The sequence below is a fragment of the Aeromonas sp. s13 genome, from assembly GCF_040907905.1.
GTDB lineage: Bacteria > Pseudomonadota > Gammaproteobacteria > Enterobacterales > Aeromonadaceae > Aeromonas > Aeromonas veronii.
The window spans coordinates 22,333-41,316 of record NZ_JBFOCS010000017.1 but is presented as its reverse complement, the minus strand read 5'-3'; the positions used below and the strand labels follow the sequence as shown (position 1 = coordinate 41,316).

The window sequence follows — 18,984 nt, the reverse complement described above, 5'->3', positions numbered from 1 at the left end:
CGCTTTTCTGTCTACCGGGGCACAGGGCCGCTATTACTACTCTGAGACCTTGTTGAGCCACTCGACCCTGTACAGAAGACCTTGGACACCCATCCTTTGGGTTCTGGCTATGCTGCGCCTTGCTCAGAAAGGTGGGTGTCCCAGATTTGTTTCCCAGATTTGTTGGTTGTAATGCCTAACGCCCTGTTAAGGGGTGAGCAACGCAATATCGAAGCAACCGCACACCACCTTAAACACTAAAACCAACGCATAGTGAAAATGCCACGCGTTGCGAATCCCTCTTGAACAGTTTGTTATAACACAACTATCGTATTATCGACTCAGTAAACCTGATACCCAAATCTGGATTATCGTACTCATAATCTACATTTGAAGTTAAATACAAATCACATAAAAATTCATCATAAAGATCAGCTACAACACCCCATGATTTGAAAGATATCAATTCACAATTTTGTAGCATAATTTTTTTTAACTCGCCCCATGGTAAAGAACCTTCAGGAATTGGAGATGCTATATTTTCTAGAAAATAACCACCATTCCTCATAGAGTCTATAGTGGTTCCAGTCATACCTGAAACTTCATGCTCACTTAGACAATTAAATAATTTTTCTGTAAATCGATTTTCTAGATTAATTATTGAACCTTGATACTTTTCAAAAGGATTAATATCGACAAGCGTTATGCTATACCTAGCCAAGGAGCCTTTACGAAAATCTTTCCAAAGAAATGCAAAACCATGAGAATTGTGTTGCTGAGACTTTCTAATTATTCTCTCAAATGAAGCCTTAATCTGAAAAATATTATCATCCAATTTTTCAATAGGGTCACCGCTATATATACCACTCCCATATATACAATACTGCATCCCAGAAAAGCTCTTGTTGCTAAATGTTGTCTTTACATTTTGCTCAAAAAGCGCTTTAGGGTTTAAACACTGTAGTCTAAATGATGAGCCTTCTTGAGCCACAGGCTCAAGACATAGTATCTTTCTCTTATGCCAAAAAATTTCATTGAATAGATAGTTTTTGAGTAATGTTGGCCAATCTGAGGAAATTACAACAAATGCAATATCACTATCGGCGATCATCGGAAAATGAGTTTTGATTACGTTTGAGTAAGCACCTAACTCAGTACCAGCTTCACGAGTAGCCCCTTTAGAATTTTTAAGTTCAACAATTATGAACTTTTCGTACCCTGGGTCAAACAACAGGAAGTCTGGTTTGAGAATTTGTTTATCAAATAAAGATATATTTTCATTTTCAGTAATTAATTCAGTCTCATACAATGACTCTAAACAATAATTATAAGACTCAATGATCAAGTCCTCTTCTAACGAGTTACCTGCCTCATAATCATGCTCTTCGATTAACTCACTCAGACCACCAAATCGATGTGCATATTCTGCGATACGTTGTTGCATCTCTGCTTCATTCTTAAACATTAATACCTCAAGATGTTGAAATTTTACTGTGTTATAACGCCCTGTTAAGGGGTGAGCAACGCAATACCAAAGCTGCCGCATGCCACCTTTAAACACTAAAACCAACGCATAGTGAAAATGCCACGCGTTGCGAATCCCTCTTGAACAGTTTGTTAAATTACTGCTCACGACCAACGTACAACGCAAGAGATAACACCACTAATGTTAGCGATGTGACTACTTGTGAATATATGAACAACTGTGTGAGGTCAGAAGTACATCTGTCAATACCAACATTTGATATAGTACTTCGCCCTACAGAATCAAGAACTGAAGAAACAAATCCAGAACTACCAAAGAAAAAATATACACATGCAAAATTTGTCACATTTTCAAAATAACTACTAATCGCTAGTTTTATACGCTTATATTTTGTCAAAGCAGACCGGCTACGACTTGGGGCACTTAAGACATCTTTTGAAAATGCATAAATTATTTCAAAACAGCGTGAAATGACACGAAAAATAGCTATAGCTTTAAGGATATCTAAGAATGCCGAGCTCGGGTTATTGCCGCTAGACACCGAGAGATCGACCAACATCAATATGATTAAAATTGTTAACGAAGCATAACAGTTATACAAATTGCTATTTTCAATGAAGATGGCTCGTTGTATTTTCTTATTTTTATATGAGTTGTCACCTTTAAAAATTATGCTATTTTTGAACAGTCTCGCTAAATAGTACCCAGGAGAAATAAGAAGTAGAATAGGATTGCATTTAGCATTAGAACATTTTAATTCAATGTGAGGTCTAACGTCTCTCGCCGCAGAATTTTTAACAATAAGGTCGATAGCGACATTCAATAAAAAGCCACCTAAGACTACCAAAATGTCAATCTCTGGTAATCCGACAAGATGAAACAAAACTAGTAAAAGCAAATACACTAGGATTACGAGCCTTATTTGCACAAACTTTCTCCTGTAATATAACAGTGATTAGATGGAAGGCGGCACTAATCCGTTAGCAGAGCATTCCATATAACTCCGTAACATTTTCACTGCCGCCAAGTAAAAACAATCATTAAATCATAATGTTACAAACTTGTTCTCGTGCTGAGCGTATTCGCTTGACTTCCTTTTTTGCGCCATCGTTACTACTGTATGAAAAATCAGTACTCAGCGCACTCTTGGCAAGCGCCGCCAAAGCACGCCTGCGTGAGCGGGTCAGAAATCAGCATAAGGTTGTCACCATGTTGACTGGGTAGTCGTAGGCAACTCTCGCTTATCCATTCCATCTGGCATGGCTACCGCCCCTGAATTTCGGCCTCCAGTCTGCTGCGTTTCACCAACGGGATGGGGTTGGCATGGCTCATGGGGTGACTCCTACGAGGCTTTGTTGCCAATCGGGTATATTAGTGGCGGGCAGGCGGAGGGAAAGGACCAGATGGCCGATTTCTGATCTGGATCGGCTAATTAGTCAATAACGACTGATCTGGTGTGCAGATGGAGCGGGTGCTGCCATTGGTGAGGAAAACAGTTAGTGGGTAAAAGCGCTGGCAGGTAAAAAACAAGAAGCCCCTGAACGGGGCTTCTCTTTGCTGGCCATGCCGCCACTGTGAACGGCTTGGGTGAGCGACTTGCTGGTGCGTTGGCCGGGCGCCAGAGCGAGCTGGTGCGGGCCTACTCTTCGACCTTGTTGAGCCACTCGACCTTGTACTGGGCGCCGGCGCCCTGCGCCAGCTTGGCACACAGCGGTTTGAGGAAGGCTTCGATCTGCTCGTCCAGCATCCAGGGTGGGCTGATGATCAGCATGCCTGAACCGTTCATGCCCCAGTCGGCAGTCTGACCGGCCACTTCCAGCTCGGCCACCAGGACGTTGCCGAAGTTTTCGCGCTTGATGGCGCGTAGCATATCGCGGGATTTGTCCGCCTCCTGCCCGAGGATCGGATACCAGAGGGCGTAAATGCCGGTCGCCCAGCGTTTTTGCGCCTTTTTCAGGGTATCGACCACGGCGAAGTAATCTTCCTTGAGCTCATAGGGCGGGTCGATCAGCACCAGCCCGCGGCGCGGGGTGGGCGGCAGCAGGGCGATCAGCCCCTCGAAGCCGTCACGGTGGTGTACGGCGACGCGAGGGTCATAACCCATGTTGGCGCGCAGGTCTTCGACCTCGTTGTTGTGCAGCTCCATCAGCGCCAGCTTGTCCTGCTCGCGGGTGAGGCGACGGGAGAGCTCCGGCGAGCCGGGGTAGTAGTGCAGCTCGCCGTTCTGGTTCATCTCTTCGATGACGCTGAGATAGGGGGCCATGGCAGACCACTGGGCCCGCTCGTCCCACAGGCGGCCGATGCCATCGGCATACTCGGCCTTCTTCTGGGACCAGTCGCCGCGCAGGTCGTAGAGACCGCCACCGGCATGGGTGTCCAGCACGATGAAGGGTTTCTCCTTCTTCTTGAGGGACTCGATGATCAGGGCCTGAACGGCGTGTTTCAGCACGTCGGCATGGTTGCCGGCGTGAAAGGCGTGGCGGTAGCTCAGCATATTAGATCTCTGAGGGGGCCCTGCTGGGCACCCAGTAACGATAGATAGTTCAACAAATTGCGGCTGTTGCCGCGAAACAGGGAGAGGCTGCGCAGGGTCTGCAACAGGACGCCCTGTTGCAGCCGCTCCAGCTCCAGCTCGTGGGCCAGCATCGACTGATACTGCTGCTCGTCGAGTCGCGTCTTGGCGCTCTGGCGCAGGGCCCGCCACGGGGTCAGCACCGCCTCGGTCTGCACCAGCGCCGGTTGCAGGTCGGTCAGATCGACCACGATGCCGAGTTGATCGAGCCGGTGCAGCAGCAGCGCCAGATTGACGTTGCCCCCCTGCTCCTGCACGGTGAGCCAATCCTGGCTGCGCTCACCATAGACCTTGCCGCTCCAGTGCCAGAAGCCGATCGGCGTCGGCAATTCGTGGACCGCGATTCGCTCGCTGGCCATCAGCTGTTCGTCACGCAAAGAAGGCTTGCTCCATGGTTTCCAGCTCTTCGGAGAGGCTCATCCACTCCAGCTCCACCTCTTCCAGCTGCTCCTTGAGGGGGCCCTGGGATTTGAGCAGCTCGGAGAGCTTGGTCTTAGCGCTCTCCTCGTAGATGGCCGGATCGGCCAGCTGGCTTTCGATGTCGCCAAGCTTGCCTTGCAGCTTCTCCATGCTCGCTTCGAGCTTTTCCAGCTTCTGGCGCAGGGGACGGGTTTGCTGGCGAAACTCCGCCTCGCGCCGCTTCTGATCCTTGCGCGCCACCGCCGAGTTGGCAGAGACGGGGCCATCGGCCGGTTTGGCGTTGGCTTCTTTCTCCTGCTCGCCGAGCCACTTGTGGTAGTCGTCCAGATCGCCGTCGAACGGCTCGACCCGGCCACCGTGCACCAGATAGAAGTCATCAGTGGTGGTGCGCAGCAGGTGACGGTCGTGGGAGACCACTACCATGGCCCCTTCGAAGCCTTGCAGCGCCATGGTGAGGGCGTGGCGCATCTCCAGATCCAGGTGGTTGGTCGGTTCATCGAGCAGCAGGAGGTTCGGCTTTTGCCAGGTGATCAGCGCCAGCACCAGCCGCGCCTTTTCGCCGCCGGAGAAGGGGGCCACCTTGTCGAGCGCCTTGTCACCGTGAAAACCGAAGCTGCCCAGATAGTTGCGCAGCTCCTGCTCGGTCTTGTCCGGCGCGAGGCGGGCCAGATGATCGAGCGGGGAATCATCGAGACGCAGGGTCTCCAGCTGATGCTGGGCGAAGTAGCCGATGCTCACCCCGGCGCTCACTTCGAGTTTGCCCGACAGCGGCGGGTTGGAGCCCGACAGCATCTTGATAAAGGTGGATTTACCGGCGCCGTTGCGACCGAGCAGACCGATGCGCGAACCCGGTACCAGATTGAGTTTGATCTTCTCCAGGATCACCTTGTCGCCGTAACCGGCAGAGAGGTTCTCCATGGCAATGAGCGGGGTCGGCAGGGCCGACGGCTCGCGAAACTCGAAGCTGAACTCGGAGTCGGCGTGGGCGGGCAGGATCTTCTCCATCCGCTCCATGGCTTTCAGGCGGCTCTGGGCCTGGCGGGCCTTGGAGGCCTTGTAGCGGAAGCGATCCACATACGCCTGCATGTGGGACATCTCCCGCTGCTGCTTCTCGTACATCGACTGCTGCTGGGCCAGCTGTTCGGCGCGCTGCAGTTCGAAGTCGGAGTAGCCGCCGGTGTATTCGTTGAGCTTGCCATTCTCGATATGGATGATGCGGCTGATGACCGAATCGAGGAAATCGCGGTCGTGAGAGATGAGCACCAGCGTGCCCTGATAGCCCTTGAGCCACTTCTCCAGCCAGATCACCGCATCGAGATCCAGGTGGTTGGTCGGTTCATCGAGCAGCAGCAGATCGGAGCGGCAGAGCAGCGCCTGGGCGAGGTTGAGGCGCATGCGCCAGCCACCGGAGAAGCTGCGCACCTGCGAGCTCAACTGCTCATCGCTGAAACCGAGGCCGTGCAGCAGCTCGGCGGCGCGGGCGCGAATGCTGTAGGCGCCGATGGTATCGAGGCGACCGTGCAGCTCGGCCACCAGCAGACCATTGTCATCCTGCTCGGCTTGCACCAGCTGGGCTTCCAGCGAGCGGAACTCCTTGTCGCCGTCGATCACATACTCGAGCGCGGAGCAGTCGAGCGCCGGGGTCTCCTGCGCGACGCCTGCAATCTGCCAGCCAGCGGGCAGGCTGAAGGTGCCGCTGTCGATGGCCAGCTCGCCCCGTACCAGTGCAAAAAAGGTGGACTTGCCACAGCCGTTTTTGCCCACCAGACCCACTTTGTGGCCGGGGTGAATGGTGGCGGAGGCGTTGTCCAGCAGCTTGCGGCCGCCGCGGATCAGTTCGATTTGACTGGCAACTATCATGGGTGGGATCTGCTTGCTCAAAATGGAGGAGAAAAACTGGCGCGGATCTTACGTGAAATGACGCTGATTTGCACTGTAGCTAAGGGCTGGCCACTGGCTGGCGCTGCAAAAACATGCCATAACAGAGAAACCAGTTTGGTTACGGGAGGTTAGCATGCATATCAGGGATATTATGACGACCCGGGTCGCCACCGTTTCAATGGATGATCGACTCCGAGTCATCAGGGATATCTTCGAGCAGGCACACTTTCGCCACCTGCTGGTGCTGGAAGAGGAGGAGCTGGTGGGGGTCATCTCGGATCGGGATCTGTTCCGCGCCATCAGCCCCTATCTCGACTCCGAAGCCGAGATGAGCCGCGATACCGAAACCCTCAACAAGCGGGCCCACCAGATCATGAGTCGTCAGCTCGTCACCATCGCTCCCCATCTCACCGTGCGCGACGGCGTCAAGCTGATGCTGGAGAAGGGGGTCTCCTGCCTGCCGGTGCTGGAGAATGGCGCCCTGGTCGGCATCATCAGCTGGAAAGATTTTCTCAAGGCGGCGCTGGAGAGTGACGCGCTGGTTTGAGCCAACGCTCATCGCCATCAGCTGACAGAGAACCAACATGCAAAGAGGGGAGCCAAGGCTCCCCTCTTTGCATGTTGGCTTTGCCGACAAGGCCGGTTTGCACGCCGCCAGCATCCTCACGGCTCGGGCTGCCCCGCGACAAGACAGGAGGGGCCGCTACCGGAGAGGTGCGGCTGAAGATGGGTGCGGATCTCCTGCAGGGTGCGCTGGTACTGCTGGGCATGTTGATCGAGAAACGCGGGGCTGTGCTTGAGGCGCCGCTCCAGGGTATCGACCAGCAGTGCCACCCTGGGGGCGGCCATACCCGCTGGCCAGCAGTGTTGCAGCAGCTCCAGCAGTTGCCAGGCATCGCCCGGCAGGGCGGGGAACTCCTCCAGCAGCTGCAAGCCCGCTTGCAGGGCTGTCTGATATTGGCTGGCCTGCATCGCCTTGTGGCGCAGCTGGCGCAGTTCGCTCAGCCGTTGTTCTCTCGCCGTCAGGCGCTGGCCCAGCTCGGCCACCAGATGGTGGAACAGCTGGCGGGTGAGCGGGTGGGGCGCCACCCTGACGCGGTATTGGGTCAGTTGGGTCAGGTAGCGCTGGGCGTGGTGGGGCAAACCGCAGAACTGGCTGACCGCAAAGCCGAGCAGCAGGGTGAGGTGGTTGTCGCTCCCCTCATCCGGCTGGTGGTGGGCAATCAGGATCAGCGCCTCGTCAAATCGGTAATCCAGCCCCAGCATCAACGCCTGCAGCAGCTCATATTCGTGGGGTTGCAGGTGGACGGTGCGTTTGAGGTGCTCCCATTCCTGTTGCAGGGAGCGGATCCGGTTGCTGGAGGGGGCGTGCCACAGTACAGCCAGACTGGCATTGAGCATGAAGCTGTCGATGGCGAGCCGGACGCGCTGTTCGCCGAAGTGGCGCAGGGTCAGGCTGTTGGCCTGCTCCAGCACCTTCTCCTCATCTTGCAGCACCAGCCCGAGCAACATCGCCAGCTGATGCCAGCGCGGCTGATGGGGGCGGATCTGCAGCAGCTCTCCCATGGTCTCCCACGCCGCCAGCCAGTGATGCTGATGCAGCTGGCTGGCGAGTTGCAGCTCCAGCCGGGTGGCGGCAGAGAGGTTGGCCTGATGGCGCTGCAAGTCGGTCCGGGCGCTTTGCAATTTGCCGAGCCCCAGCATGGCGTAGAAGAGCCCGGCCCTTGGCCAGCTCGCCTGATACTCGTTGGCACAGAGGGCATAGTGTTGGGCGGCGGTGATCCGCTCGGTCGATTGCAGCAGAAGGTAGCCCTTGAGTCGATCCAGCCAGGGGGTCAGCGAGCGATTCTCCCGTTGAAACAGCAGGTCTTCACAGAGGGCGGTAGCCAGTTGCCACTCCCGCAGCAGAGTGGGGGCGGCCAGCGTACGGGTCAGGTTGCTTAACTTCACCAGCTGGCCGAGCACTGCGGTGAGCTGCTGGGTCATGAAGGGGAGAGCCAGATAGAGGGAGAAGTAGAGATCCGAGGGGAGAAACTCCTGCTCGCTCTGATCGGCATCGAGCAGCAGCAATACGCAACCGGGTTGCAGCAGGCCGAGATAGTGCGCTTCGTGCAGCAGCCGGGCTCCGTCAAGATCCTGCTGCTTGTCCTGCTGACAGATGATGGCGTCGAAGGCGTGCTGTTGCATCAGGGCCAGCAGGCCGCTGCGCTCGTGGTTTGGATGGCTGTGGTAGTGGATCCGGTCGGCGGGCACCCCCTGTTCGGTCAGTTCCCGGGTGATGGCGCTACGGAGCAGGGGATCCTCTTCGAGCAGCAGTATCGTCATGCAGGTACTTCCTGTGAGCAAACCATTAGGTTGATTATGGTAGACCCAAGAGGAACATAGGCACAGCACTCGCTGAGTGAAAAGCTGACAGTAGCCAGCAGTGTGCTGGAGGGCGCACTATGGGCTGTTATTTCAATCGGTTATGCCATCTATCAGGGCGGCAACCTGTTATTGCCGAGGGCGGACCTGCGTCCCGAAGGGGCAGTCGCTCTGGCGGATCATCCGCGACCCCTTACCCTGTTCCCCCAGCCAGCTTAATTCCAGTTTGCCGAGGCGGCCCAGATGGCGCAGCTCGAACTCGTAGCGCTGGCAGAGGTTGTCCTGGGGCAGACTCGCCATCCCTGCAGGCAGACGATATTGATAGCGCAGGATTGGCCCATCCTCCAGCTTGCTGGCCACCGGCACCAGCCCCTCTGGGGTGGGCTGCGGTGCCCCGAGTGCGCGGCGCAAACTGAGCGGCGCATCGATCGCCTTTTGATAGTGCAGGCCGTTCATCGCCGCCAGCTCCTCTTCCAGTCGTTGCAACTCCCCTTCCAGTCCATTGAGCGCGGCCCCCAGCTGCTGGTGGGTCGTTGACGAGGCGCAGCCACCCAGCAACAGGGTGGCAAGCAGCAGGGCGGCTCTGATGGGGGGCACGGCATCTCCTTGGCTATGACGATGAAGCGTGAAGGTCAGGTCGGCTGGCCCTGACTATAGCAGGGGATTGCTGGGGGGCGTCCCCTGCAGCAGTTGGGCCAGACGGGCCAGTCCTTCGCCGACCCGGGCGTCGGTGGCGGGCTGGCTCAGGCTCAGGCGCACCCCCTGCGGAGCGGCAAACTGACCGGCGGCGAAGTGTTCCCCGCTTGCCACGCCAACGTCAAGGGCGTCGGCGGCGGCAGCAAACTGCTGGCTGCGCCAGGGCTCCGGCAGCGGCAGCCAGGCGTGCATGCTGCCCGGCTGCCAGCGGGCGGCAGGCAGCAGGTGGCGCAGCAGTTCGCCACGGCGCTTGAGGATCTCCCGCTGCTGCTCGACCAGCGGCATGATCTGGCGCTGACTGACCATTTTGCAGGCGAGCTCGATCAGCAGCGGGCTCACCATCCAGCTCGACAGCCGCATGGTCTGGGCGAAGGCGCTGCGCAGGGCAGGGGGCGTCAGCACGAAGCCCACCCGCAGGCCGCCGCAAGCGATCTTGGCCAGACTGCCCAGATAGATGACCCGCTCCGGCGCCAGATTGACCAGAGGGATCACAGGTTGCTGGGGCAGCAGACCGTTGACGTCATCCTCGATGATCAGCAGATCGTGGCGACGGGCGATGGCGACGATGGCCTCCCGCCGCGCCAGACTCATGATGGCGGTGGTGGGGTTTTGCAGGGTCGGGGTGAGGTAGAGCAGCTTGGCCCGGCGGGTGCGGCAGGCGGCGTCCAGCGCCTCGGGCAGCAGCCCCTCCTCATCCATCGCGAGTCCTACCACCTGATTCTTCAGCTGGCGGGCATTGCCCAGCATACCGGGGTAGCTCAGCCCCTCGCACAGGATGGTCTCCCCCACGCAATTGGTAGCCAGCAGCGCCAGCATGATGCCGTGCTGGGCGCCGTGGCTGAACATCAGGCGATCCTCACTGCAGGCCACCCCTTGTTCAGCCAGCCAGTCGACAAACTGCTGGCGCTGATCCGGCCGTCCCGCCTCCTTGTCGTAGCCGAGCAGGGCGTTGAGATCCCCGTCCGCCACTTCCTCCAACATAGGGCGAATGATGGCCGCTCGATCCAGCTGTACCGGCAGGTTCTGCCACAGCTCGATGCGGTGCCCCTCCTCCTGGCGGATAACCCACTCATTGGCGGGATCTGTGTTCGCTCCCTTGACCCAGGTGCCGTGGCCCACCCGGGCGGCCAGCAGGCCGCGCCGCTCCGCCTCGCTGTAGGCGCGGGTGACGGTGCCGACGGTGACACCCAGACGATCCGCCAGGGATCTGTGGGTAGGCAACCGGGTCTGCGGTGGCAGCTCGCCATTCACGATCCCCTGTTCGATCGCTTTGACCAGCTTGAGGTAGAGGGGGCCATCGAAGGCCGCAAGGTCGGGCGTCCAGATTGTCATGGTGACAATAAATCCATTGATCAAAATTTTTTGTCAATATAGCGTGAATTTCAACCTGATAACAACCAGATAGTACACATTGTATCGATACAATGTGGCAGGCAAGGAGTCACAATATGACGATGGAGTGGTATGTCACCCTGTTCGGTTTTGCCGTACTCACCTGCGGTACGCCGGGGCCCAACAACCTGATGCTGACGGCTTCCGGTGCCAACTTCGGGGTGCGTCGCACCCTGCCACATCTGCTTGGGGTGGGGCTGGGGCAGCCGGTGTTGCAACTGGTGCTGGCGCTGGGGCTCTATCCGCTGTTCGAGCGCTGGCCTTTATTACGCCTCGGTTTGCAGATCTTCGGCAGCCTCTATCTGCTCTGGCTGGCGTGGCGTATCGCGGTGGCTGGTGCGCCGGGGGATCCGGCCCGGCGCGCCCGTCCGCTAACCATGCTGGAGGGGCTGGGCTTTCAGTTCCTCAATCCCAAGGCGTGGATGATGGGGATCTCCGCCATCAGTCTGTTCAGCCTGCCCGGCGCCAGTTACTGGTCGAGTCAGCTGGCGGTGATGGTCATGTTTGTGCTGGTGGCCCTGCCGGTCTGCTTTGTCTGGGTACTGTTCGGCCATCAGCTGAGCAACTGGATCAGCTCGGATCGGGGCTGGCGGCGACTCAACGGCTCCCTCGGTCTGCTGACGGCGCTCTGCGTGGTGATGCTCTGGTATTGAGTCGTGTTGCGCTGATAGGGGAGGTGGCCGAGAAAGAGGCATTTCTGACTTGTCGCCACGGGGTTGGCTCTGCATATTAGAAGGCTTTCCCCATAACGGGGGCGTTGCATCGACAAGAGGTTGAGATGGATCTGAACTGGTTACTGCCCCTGGCGGGGTTTGCTCTGGTTACCTGCGGCACGCCAGGGCCCAACAATATGTTGCTCACCAGCGCCGGGGCGGCGCAGGGTTTTCGCCGCACGATTCCCCTGCTGGTGGGGGTGGTAGGGGGGATCAATCTGATGATCCTCGCTACCGCGCTGGGGCTTGGCGTGGTGTTCGAGAAGGTGCCGCTGCTGCACGACGGCCTCAAGATTATCGGTTCGGCCTATCTGCTCTGGCTGGCGTGGAAGGTGGCGACTGCCAGCGGCCCGGCCGAGGGCAACCGGCCGCTCATTCCCGCTCATCAGGGGGCCATGCTGCAACTGCTCAATCCCAAGGCATGGATGATGGCGCTCTCCGCCATCAGCGGTTTCACTCTGGCGGGGGAGGCTTACTGGCCCTCTGCGCTCTGGGTGTTGGTGATCTTCTTTATTACCGGCCTCTACACCGGGGCGTTCTGGGTGCTTTTTGGTGCCCAGGTGCGGCAAATCATTCGCACTGCCCGGGGCTGGCGGCGTTTCAACCTCGGCATGGGGCTGGCGACGGCCGCCTGTGTCGGGATGATCTGGATTTAGCCCGGGGTTGGCCCGGGCCTTTACCGGCTGTCTTGTTGGCCCTGCGGGGCCTTTTTTATCTCGCCCGCGTGACCTTGCCTGCAAGGTAGCGTGGTTCTGCCCTCCCTTGGGATGAAAGGAGTTCCTATGAAATGTATCGGTCTGTTAGGTGGCATGAGCTGGGAGTCCACCGTCAGTTACTATCAGGCGCTCAACCGCGGGGTGCGCGCACAGCTCGGCGGTTTGCACTCGGCGCGGGTGCTGCTCAATAGCGTCGACTTTGCCGGTATCGAGCGGTTGCAGCATGCCGGTGACTGGCCCGCTACCGCCCGCCTGCTGGCGGCGGAGGCGCGCAAGTTGCAGGATGGCGGCGCCGATTTCTTGCTGATCGGCACCAACACCATGCACAAGGTGGCGCCCGAGATTGAGGCGGCTATCGATATCCCGCTGCTCCATATCGCCGATGCCACCGCGGCCAAATTGCGGGCTGACGGGATAACCCGGGTCGGCCTGCTCGGCACCCGCTTCACCATGGAGCAGGATTTTTACAAGGGGCGCTTGCAGGAGCGCTTCGGGTTGGCGGTGCTGGTACCCGATGAGGCCGGGCGGGAGCGGGTACACAGGATCATCTATGACGAGCTCTGTCTGGGGGAGATCCGTGCATCGTCGCGGGCCGAGTATCTGGCCATTATCGAGGCGCTGGCGGCCGCGGGTGCCGAGGCGGTGATCCTCGGCTGCACCGAGATTGCCCTGCTGGTGGGGGATGCCCGGGCGGCGGTGCCGCTCTACGACACCACTGCCATCCATGCCGAAGCGGCGGTCGCGCTGGCACTGGCAGCTGATTAATAAACTGGTCAGATCTCACTATTCATGCTTGTCTCATACCCCTTGCCATAAAAGCGTGTAAAATTGCGCCCTGAATTTTCCCCGGCCAACGCGGGTTGGCTGCGGTTTCCTAGCATGCAAGGCTGACATTGTGACTGAAGTAGATAGATTCGCGGATATTCGCCCCTACCGCGATGAAGAAGTGCCGGCAGCCATCGAACGGCTGATCCAGGATGATGAATTTATCGGCGCCATCGCCAAGTATCGTTTCGGTTCCCTGATGAGCTGGCTGGGTTGGGCCATCCGCCCGATGATCCGCCTGTTCCTGCGCCGCAAATGGTCAAAAGTGACCACTGTGCATCAGGTCCAGATGGGGGTCACCCGGTACATGTCCCGCATGATCGCCACCTCCACCAAGGGGGTGACCTTCTCCGGGATCGAGCATCTGAAGAAAGAGCAGGGCTATCTGTTTGTCTCCAACCACAGAGACATCGCCATGGATCCGGCGTTCGTCAACTGGGGGCTGCACACCCACGGTTTCGATACCGTGCGCATCGCCATCGGTGACAACCTGCTGCGCAAACCCTGTGCCACCGAGCTGATGAAGCTCAACAAGAGCTTTATCGTCAAACGCTCCGCCAAGGGGCCGCGGGAGATGATGAAGGCGCTCGGCGAGCTGTCTGCCTATATCGGCAATTCGGTTCACGAGGGGCACTCCATCTGGATTGCTCAGAAAGAGGGGCGCGCCAAGAACGGCGATGACAAGACAGATCCGGCCATCCTCAAGATGTTCTACGTCGACGGCAAGAAGCAGAAGATCGACTTCGTCGACTACATGCGCAGCCTCAATATCGTGCCGGTCAGCATCAGCTACGAGCTGGATCCGACCGACAAGGCGAAGGCGCGCGAGCTCTACGAGAAGTCGGTCAACGGCAGCTATGAGAAGGGCGAGTTCGAGGATATCGAGAGTATCGTCGCCGGTATCGTCGGCATGAAGGGGCGGGTACACGTCTCCTTCGGCGCGCCGATCACCGAGGGCTTCAGCGATCCGGACGAACTGGCCGCGCTGATCGACAAGGCGATCTGGAGCAGTTACCACCTCTTCCCCAGCAACTATCTGGCGGCCGATGTCTCCGGCAAGGCCAATACCATCGAACAGGCGGCCTTCCTGACTCGTCAGTCAGAGGTGCCGGAAGAGCACAAGGCGATCTGGCGTGCCATGTACGCCAAACCGGTGGAAAACGCCAAAAAGGCTTGAATGAAACCGGTAGCTAAACGGTTTTGCGAAAAAAACGGGCGCTGATGCGCCCGTTTTTGCGTCTGGTCAAAGTCGAGGGGGAAAGGGTGGTGAATAATATGGTTTCAGCTGGTACGATCACTATGAAAATGGGATTATGTCTCTTGGCAAGGTGCTGACGAGTGTGTAACAGTGCCCATATAGCTGAACATGAGCAAAAGCTCTAAACCGGTTTGCACGGATTGCAGACGGCATTATTGAAGGACCTGTCACAGGTCCTTTTTCATTGGCTGGCAAAGATGCCGCCCAGATATACCTAACAGGAAACAGACGCCATGATCACCGGTAGCCTGAACACCCTGCAGCGGACGCCGCTGCCCGCCCCGCTGGCCCGCATCATGGCCGAGGTGGTGAAGAGCGTGGCGCACTGGGGTGACGCTCCGCTCGGCAAGACCGAGATCGATGGCCTCAATCTGTTCTGTCTGGTGAGCGAAGATCTGACCGAGCCAGCCGCGGATCGCCGTGGCGAATTCCATCAGCAGTATCTTGATATCCAGTTGCTGCTGCGCGGTGAAGAGTGGATAGGTGTGGGCCCCCACGACTACGTGAGCGACGGCGCCGACCATCCCCATCCTGACCTCTGGTTTGTCGATGACGAGCAGACCAGCTATCTGGCGCTGCAACCGGGTGATTTTGCCATCTTCTGGCCGGGCGAACTGCACCGCCCGCTCTGTACCTTCAACCAGCCCGCCAGGGTGAAGAAGCTGGTGGTCAAGGTACACAAGGATCTGCTGGCTATCGCCTGAGCATTCCCATTGAGGCGAGCCCTGCGCAGCTGATGCGTTGAGGCTCGCAAGCATTGAAACCAGTGATATGCACCACAAGTTGCGATGACTCTTTCAAGAGCAAGAATTGAAAAATTGGACGCACCCTCCTGCGACCATAAGCCCCCGGCAGGGGAATCCCATCCTCTTTTGGATGACACGACACTGTCGGCATAAAGCCGAAGCACAGGAAGATGTAGAAAATGAGCAAGTTGGTATTGATCCTTAACTGCGGTAGCTCTTCCCTGAAATTTGCCGTAATGGACGCCGAAACAGGTGAGGACATGCTGTCCGGCCTGGCCGAATGCTTCAATCTGGATGATGCACGTATCAAATGGAAACTCCACGGGGTCAAGGGCGAAGCCATGCTGGGAGCGGGTGCCGCTCACCAGGAGGCCCTCGACCATATCGTGGGTCACATCCTGCCGCAGGATCCGACTCTTGCCGAGCAACTGGTGGCCATCGGTCACCGAATCGTACACGGTGGCGAGCAGTTCTCCCGCTCCGTGCGCATTGATGACGGCGTGATCGCCGGTATCGAAGCCGCCATTCCGTTCGCCCCGCTGCACAACCCGGCGCACCTCATCGGTATTCGCGCCGCGCTGAAAGTGTTCCCGCAGCTGTCCGAGAAGAACGTGGCCGTCTTCGACACCGCCTTCCACCAGACCCTGCCGCAAGAGGCCTACCTCTATGCGCTGCCGCACAAGCTCTACCGCGAACACGGCATCCGTCGTTACGGTGCTCACGGTACTTCTCACCGCTACATCGCGGAAGAAGCCGCGAAAGAGCTGGGCAAGCCGTTGAATGAGCTGAACATCATCAACTGCCACCTGGGTAACGGTGCCTCTGTCTGTGCCATCAAGAACGGCGAATCCGTAGACACCTCCATGGGTCTGACTCCGCTGGAAGGTCTGGCGATGGGTACCCGCTCCGGTGATATCGATCCGGCCGTGGTCTTCTTCATGCACGACCAGCTCGGTTACAGCGTTGAGCAGATCAACCACACCCTGACCCGTGAGTCCGGTCTGCTGGGGATGACCGAAGCGAGCAGCGACTGCCGCTACGTCACCACCAACTACGCCACCGACGCCGGTGCCAAGCGCGCGCTGGATGTCTTCACCTACCGTGTGGCCAAGTATGTCGGTGCCTACGCCGCTGCGATGGACGGTCGTCTGGACGCCGTGGTCTTCACCGGCGGTATCGGTGAGAACGCCGCCATGGTGCGCGAGATGGTGCTGAACCGTCTGGCTCTGTTCGGCTTCAAGGTGGACAAAGAGGCCAACAACGCCGCAGTACTGGGTGGCGAAGGTCGCATCACCACCGCCGACAGCCGTTGCGCCATGGTGATCCCGACCAACGAAGAGCTGGTCATCGCCCGCGATGCCCTGAGCCTGGTCTGCTAAGTCAACCTCGCTTTGAAACAACGCCCGGCCTGTGCCGGGCGTTGTCATTTCTGGCGTACGCCGATTTGACATGGGGGAGGGGAGCGCTACCCTGACCACCACTGTTTTTGCAGCCAGCGGGCTGCCCGGTTCGGGAGAGAGCAATGAAAGAGGCGTTTTTTAACTGGTTGTCGGGCCTTGGGGTGGAAGTGACCAGCATGATGGCGCTGGTGATCGCGCTGGGCTTTATCGTCATCACCTCGTTGCTGCTGCACATGGCGCTGCACCGGGTGCTGCTGGTCCGGCTGGTGGGGATCCTCGGCAAGGCCAAGCAGGTATGGCTGCCGCCCCAGCTGCAACAGCGCCTCTTCAACCGGCTCGCCTTCGTGCTGCAGGGGGCCGTGCTGCTCGGTCAGGCGGAGATCTGGCTGCCCCGTCAATCGGATAGCCTCAAGCTTATCGAGATGGTGGCCCAGCTCTGGATTTTGCTGTTCCTGCTGCTGGCCTTCTTCGCCCTGCTCGACTGCGTTTTGTCGGTGAGCCGTTACACCCGTCTTGGTCGGGATTTACCCCTGCGCGGCATCTTCCAGGGGGCCAAGCTGGTAGGCAGCATTCTGGTGGGGATCCTGATGATCGCCCTGCTGCTCGGCAAGTCGCCGCTGTTCCTGTTCAGCGGTCTGGGTGCCATGACCGCAGTGCTGATGCTGGTGTTCAAGGACCCCATCCTCGGGCTGGTGGCGGGGATCCAGCTCTCCGCCAACCGGATGCTGAGCGTCGGTGACTGGCTGCAGATGGACAAGTACGGCGCCGATGGTGAGGTGACCGACATCGGCCTTACTACGGTCAAGGTATCAAACTGGGACAAGACCATTACCACCATTCCCACCTATGCCCTGATCTCCGACTCTTTCAAAAACTGGCAGGGGATGACTGAGTCGGGGGGCCGCCGCATCAAGCGCAGCGTCAATATCGACATGACCAGCGTGCGTTTTCTGACGGCCGAGGAGCAGTTGCAGCTCAAGCAGGCCCAACTGTTGGCACCCTATCTGAGCCGCAAGGAGCAGGAGCTGAGTGCCTACAATCAGCAGCTGAGCGATGCCCTGAGCTGCCCCATCAACGGTCGTCACCTCACCAACCTCGGCACCCTGCGCGCCTATCTGGATGCCTACCTGCGCGCCCACCCCGGCATTCGCAAGGACATGACCCTGATGGTGCGCCAGCTGGCACCCACGTCAGACGGTCTGCCGCTGGAAATTTACTGCTTTACCGCGACTACCGCATGGGCCGACTACGAAGGGATCCAGGCCGATATTTTCGACCATATATTCGCCATCATTGAGCAATTTCATCTGCGGTTGCATCAATCTCCCACAGGTTACGACATGCGTGCCTGGCAACGGGGATAAACAGGGAAATGGGGCGGGTCGGGGACGCGGAAAAAACCGTATATTAATCATCGACCCGTCGCCACTTGTCAGTTGAAATTTGCCGTGCAGAGGAGAAAAATGGCGGCCTTCTCTTCGCGCCCCTGATCCCCTCTTGATCAGCTGCCAGCCCAGAGACGTCACTTCAAGTCATCATCATGGGAAAGTTATGAAGCTCCTTCGCAATAGTGTGGCAACACTCTGCTACAGCCTGCTGCTGACCGCTGCGCCGGTTTTCGCTGTTGAATATGCTCTGCCTGCGGCCAACAGCCGTCTGGTAGGGGAAAATCTGGAATATGTGGTTCCGGCCGAAGAGAACGGCCAGCCGCTGGAGGCCATTGCGGCCAAATTCCAGCTGGGGCTCACCAACATGACCGAAGCCAACCCCGATGCGGATCCCCTGCTGGTACAGACCGGCGAGAAGCTGGTGATCCCCCAGCAACTGATCCTGCCGGATGCACCCCGTGAAGGGATCGTGCTGAACGTGGCCGAGATGCGCCTCTACTACTACCCCAAGGGTAAAAAAGTGGTGGAAGTGCTGCCCATTGGCATCGGCCAGCTCGGTACCGATACTCCGGAAAACTGGGTGACCAGCGTGCAGCGCAAGAAAGCGGGCCCGACCTGGACCCCGACCGCCAAGATGCATGCCGAATATGCCGCCCGTGGCGAGAGCCTGCCTGCGGTATGGCCAGCTGGCCCGGACAACCCCATGGGTCTGTTTGCCCTCTACATCGGCAAGATGTACGCCATCCACGGCACCAACGCCAACTTCGGCATCGGCCTGCGGGTGAGCCACGGTTGCGTGCGTCTGCGCAACGACGACATCGCCTACCTGTTCAAGCAGGTACCGGTCGGTACTCGCGTCCAGTTCGTCAACCAGCCGATCAAGGCCTCTCTCGAGCCCAACGGTGTCCGCTATCTGGAAGTGCATCAGCCGCTGTCGCGCAGCGAAGAGGAGTTCAACTCCAAGCTGCCGGCACCGCTGCCGATGACCCCGGCGGTGACCCGCTTCATTGCCCACGCCGACAGCGACTCCCAACTGGTGAAGCAGGCGCTGGAGCAGCGCAACGGCATGCCGATGGCGATCAACCGCTAACGGCAAATCCCCGTCACGACAAAGGGCGAACAGCATGCTGTTCGCCCTTTTTGTTTCT

17 protein-coding genes are annotated in these 18,984 nt (G+C 58.1%); 9 read left to right on the top strand and 8 right to left on the bottom strand.

The annotated features are described in order from the left end of the window. Nucleotides 1-304: 304 nt before the first annotated feature. From AB5Y82_RS02070 to AB5Y82_RS02050, 5 genes are all read right to left on the bottom strand, one after another. Nucleotides 305-1,423, bottom strand: coding sequence for a hypothetical protein (locus AB5Y82_RS02070; protein ID WP_236322989.1), 1,119 nt, complete (start codon nt 1,421-1,423; stop codon nt 305-307). Between the two features lie 178 nt (nt 1,424-1,601). Continuing rightward, nucleotides 1,602-2,393: a hypothetical protein gene (locus AB5Y82_RS02065; RefSeq protein WP_368173592.1), complete on the bottom strand. Its 792-nt coding sequence runs from the start codon at nt 2,391-2,393 to the stop codon at nt 1,602-1,604. 711 nt (nt 2,394-3,104) lie between these two features. Then, nucleotides 3,105-3,959, bottom strand: coding sequence for a 23S rRNA (adenine(2030)-N(6))-methyltransferase RlmJ (locus AB5Y82_RS02060; protein ID WP_201954290.1), 855 nt, complete (start codon nt 3,957-3,959; stop codon nt 3,105-3,107). Next, the gene (locus AB5Y82_RS02055) at nt 3,953-4,414 is read right to left on the bottom strand and encodes a DUF2390 domain-containing protein (RefSeq protein ID WP_069528894.1); all 462 of its coding nucleotides are present in this window, start codon (nt 4,412-4,414) and stop codon (nt 3,953-3,955) included. The genes AB5Y82_RS02060 and AB5Y82_RS02055 overlap by 7 nt, the downstream gene beginning before the upstream one ends. Next, on the bottom strand, nt 4,407-6,317 hold the full coding sequence (locus AB5Y82_RS02050) for an ABC transporter ATP-binding protein (protein WP_368173591.1): 1,911 nt from the start codon (nt 6,315-6,317) through the stop codon (nt 4,407-4,409). The genes AB5Y82_RS02055 and AB5Y82_RS02050 overlap by 8 nt, the downstream gene beginning before the upstream one ends. Before the next feature lie 154 nt (nt 6,318-6,471). Here AB5Y82_RS02050 and AB5Y82_RS02045 point away from each other — a divergent pair, with 154 nt between their 5' ends. Continuing rightward, entirely contained in the window at nt 6,472-6,885 is a 414-nt protein-coding gene (locus tag AB5Y82_RS02045; RefSeq protein WP_040068349.1) for a CBS domain-containing protein, read from the top strand. A 116-nt stretch (nt 6,886-7,001) separates the two neighbouring features. On the opposite strand, the gene AB5Y82_RS02040 is transcribed toward AB5Y82_RS02045, so the two are convergent. From AB5Y82_RS02040 to AB5Y82_RS02030, 3 genes are all read right to left on the bottom strand, one after another. Then, on the bottom strand, nt 7,002-8,663 hold the full coding sequence (locus AB5Y82_RS02040) for a hypothetical protein (RefSeq protein WP_368173590.1): 1,662 nt from the start codon (nt 8,661-8,663) through the stop codon (nt 7,002-7,004). A gap of 168 nt (nt 8,664-8,831) precedes the next feature. After that, nucleotides 8,832-9,299 (bottom strand): hypothetical protein, encoded by a 468-nt coding sequence (locus AB5Y82_RS02035; protein ID WP_368173589.1) that lies wholly within the window; start codon nt 9,297-9,299, stop codon nt 8,832-8,834. Between the two features lie 54 nt (nt 9,300-9,353). After that, a complete protein-coding gene (locus AB5Y82_RS02030) occupies nt 9,354-10,730 on the bottom strand; it encodes a PLP-dependent aminotransferase family protein (protein WP_204382626.1) in 1,377 nt (458 codons plus the stop codon). A 116-nt stretch (nt 10,731-10,846) separates the two neighbouring features. On the opposite strand from AB5Y82_RS02030, the gene AB5Y82_RS02025 reads away from it, so the two are divergent. The 8 genes from AB5Y82_RS02025 (at nt 10,847) to AB5Y82_RS01990 (ending at nt 18,926) form a co-directional block, all read left to right on the top strand. After that, nucleotides 10,847-11,443, top strand: coding sequence for a LysE family translocator (locus AB5Y82_RS02025; protein WP_005335536.1), 597 nt, complete (start codon nt 10,847-10,849; stop codon nt 11,441-11,443). Between the two features lie 125 nt (nt 11,444-11,568). Further along, nucleotides 11,569-12,159, top strand: a complete 591-nt coding sequence (locus AB5Y82_RS02020) for a LysE family translocator (RefSeq protein WP_040068358.1) — start codon at nt 11,569-11,571, stop codon at nt 12,157-12,159. Nucleotides 12,160-12,285: 126 nt separating this feature from the next. Beyond that, complete coding sequence (locus AB5Y82_RS02015; protein WP_368173588.1) at nt 12,286-12,984, top strand: aspartate/glutamate racemase family protein; 699 nt, start codon at nt 12,286-12,288, stop codon at nt 12,982-12,984. A gap of 130 nt (nt 12,985-13,114) precedes the next feature. Next, complete coding sequence (locus tag AB5Y82_RS02010; RefSeq protein WP_005362790.1) at nt 13,115-14,221, top strand: 1-acyl-sn-glycerol-3-phosphate acyltransferase; 1,107 nt, start codon at nt 13,115-13,117, stop codon at nt 14,219-14,221. A gap of 314 nt (nt 14,222-14,535) precedes the next feature. Continuing rightward, entirely contained in the window at nt 14,536-15,006 is a 471-nt protein-coding gene (locus AB5Y82_RS02005; protein WP_111901396.1) for a YhcH/YjgK/YiaL family protein, read from the top strand. Between the two features lie 221 nt (nt 15,007-15,227). After that, a complete protein-coding gene (locus AB5Y82_RS02000) occupies nt 15,228-16,427 on the top strand; it encodes an acetate kinase (protein WP_005354534.1) in 1,200 nt (399 codons plus the stop codon). Between the two features lie 143 nt (nt 16,428-16,570). Beyond that, the gene (locus AB5Y82_RS01995) at nt 16,571-17,812 is read left to right on the top strand and encodes a mechanosensitive ion channel family protein (protein ID WP_076492576.1); all 1,242 of its coding nucleotides are present in this window, start codon (nt 16,571-16,573) and stop codon (nt 17,810-17,812) included. Nucleotides 17,813-17,999: 187 nt separating this feature from the next. Further along, complete coding sequence (locus AB5Y82_RS01990) at nt 18,000-18,926, top strand: L,D-transpeptidase family protein (RefSeq protein WP_005354531.1); 927 nt, start codon at nt 18,000-18,002, stop codon at nt 18,924-18,926. Nucleotides 18,927-18,984 lie beyond the last annotated feature (58 nt).